This is a genomic window from Alteromonas gracilis, from assembly GCF_043642145.1.
GTDB lineage: Bacteria > Pseudomonadota > Gammaproteobacteria > Enterobacterales > Alteromonadaceae > Alteromonas > Alteromonas gracilis_B.
In genome coordinates, this window is sequence record NZ_JBHZRZ010000032.1 from 1 (window position 1) to 2,055 (window position 2,055).

The following is a 2,055-nucleotide window of genomic DNA, read 5'->3' on the forward strand; positions in this document are numbered from 1 at the left end:
TTCATAGTTAAAAATCCTTTTTATCTAAATTTACTTTTGACACATAACTTTCCAATAACGGGCGCAGACATGTGGGGTATAATGGCGAAGCCGCCCCGCATGTATGCGTCCCAGCGAACGAAGTGAGTGACTTAATTTTTTTGTTAGGTGCGTGTTTATTATTACCAAGATTCATAATGCTGGATAGTGTGAGATTGTTCATATTTTTTCATTATTTCTGGAATGGACGCTAGATGCCAATTAACACCAAATTTGTTCTCTAAAGCTTTAACTGACTCCCATTCACTAACCATTAAATAAGTGTTTGGGTTACAACTAGTTGGTTTACTTATTTCGACTGACAAACAGCCGTGTGACGAAAGTGTGTCTGGAAGGGCCAAATTATGAAACTTGTCTTCAAATTCTTCCTGAAGTTCTGGATACACAACTACACTAAAAATCCGTTTAATCATTTGATTATTGTTCCTTATTCCCAGAAGCACCTAACGCAAAGCTAACGGGCAGTGACGTAGCGGTATAATCGCGAAGCGCCGCTGCGTTACTGTCCCAGTGTGGCACGCAGTGCTGCACGTGTTAAGCGCCTTGTTGTGCGATTTTTAATGACGACCTCGTTCTATCGATGTTGGATGTTTTTGAATTGCCATCTAAGGACTCTTGAAGTGATATTTTTTCTTGTGCGTCTAGAACTGAATTTGAACTCAGTAATGTTGTTAAGCTACCAAGAGTTGAATACCACTCTTCTGAAAATGTTGAGATAAACTGAGACATTGTTGACGCACAGTTTTCTACAGAGTTTATATCTTCCGTGTATTCAAATTTTGCAGTTTCACTAAGTTCCTGTTCGATTGGACCAAACAACGCGACAAACTCCAAATTAGAATTTAATGGCCTAACACAAGTATGAATGCGAAAAAACGGACCAAAAGTGTATTTGTGTATATGAATAAATTGAACCAAGTGCTCTCGCTCTCTAACCCAAAACGTTGGCTTAGTTCGAACAAAACCAAGTGGCTTGATTTGGTTGGTTAGTCTTCTTAAAACCTTATCTGCATTGGAACGTTCTAATTTTTTATCCATGTTCCACCAATCGCATAACTTTTAAATAAGGGGCGCAGGCATGTGGGGCATAATGGCGAAGCCGCCCCGCGTGTATGCGTCCCAGCGAACGAAGTGAGTGACTTAATTTTTTTGTTATGTGACTTTTCCAATACAGAGCACCTAAGTTTTATAGAATCTAGAAACAGGATATATGGCAACTAGAGCAAACATAAAAAACACTTCGAAAGCCAGAAGCCCACTAACTGCAATTAAGATAATGTTAAGCGCTAACTGTTTATTGGACATACCAAAGTACCTACGCAACCAGTCCATTTCACTGAGCAAATAGAAAAAAATGACGAATGCAAAAGCACAGCTAGCTAGAACATTGAGCTTGAAAACACAAGGAAGTATGAAGAAGCAACTAGATAAGAAAAGGGCCAATAACTGTATCTTAGGAAGTTGCAGTTTGTCTTCATTAGTCATTAGATGATTCTATTCCTCTAGTCACATAACTTTCCAATAACGGGCGCAGACATGTGGGGCATAATGGCGAAGCCGCCCCGCATGTATGCGTCCCAGCGAACGCAGTGAGTGTGTTGATTGGGTTGTTAGTACCCGTAAACCCAATACTACCTAGCAACATTATTTAATTTTATTCCTATTTTTGATTATTTCACGATAGCTGAAATAGGTAAAAAATGGCGAAAGTAAATAAAAAGCTAGCAGCACATCTAGAGCAAAAAGTGGATAAATCAGTTCTGCTTGGCCAATAGAGCCGCAAAAGTCCCATGAAAATATAGAAATACATTCATAAACTGAAGTTGACCAGACATATGCAGTAAGACCGAATAGAACGCTAATTATCAAAAGGCTTCTTAGCATTTTTAGATATAGCTTTTTGGATGGTTTTACTTTCAAGCTTCCAGCTCCGAGGGTACTAACATTAAGCTAAGCGGCGGCAGTTGCGTGGGGCATAATGGCGAAGCCGCCCCGCGTAAATGCGTCCGAGCGACC

General features: G+C 39.9%; 2 protein-coding genes. Both read right to left on the bottom strand.

The window, feature by feature from the left end; all coding sequences use genetic code 11:
* Positions 1 to 161 precede the first annotated feature (161 nt).
* Positions 162 to 452 (bottom strand): antibiotic biosynthesis monooxygenase family protein, encoded by a 291-nt coding sequence (locus tag ACHUFN_RS20145; protein WP_394224515.1) that lies wholly within the window; start codon positions 450 to 452, stop codon positions 162 to 164.
* Between the two features lie 121 nt (positions 453 to 573).
* Entirely contained in the window at positions 574 to 1,077 is a 504-nt protein-coding gene (locus ACHUFN_RS20150; RefSeq protein WP_394224516.1) for a hypothetical protein, read from the bottom strand.
* Positions 1,078 to 2,055: the final 978 nt, after the last annotated feature.

Coding starts and splice junctions, on each gene's coding strand:
- ACHUFN_RS20145 (WP_394224515.1), bottom strand. CDS start 452: ATGATTAAACGGATTTTTAGTGTAGTTGTGTATCCAGAACTTCAGGAA.
- ACHUFN_RS20150 (WP_394224516.1), bottom strand. CDS start 1,077: ATGGATAAAAAATTAGAACGTTCCAATGCAGATAAGGTTTTAAGAAGA.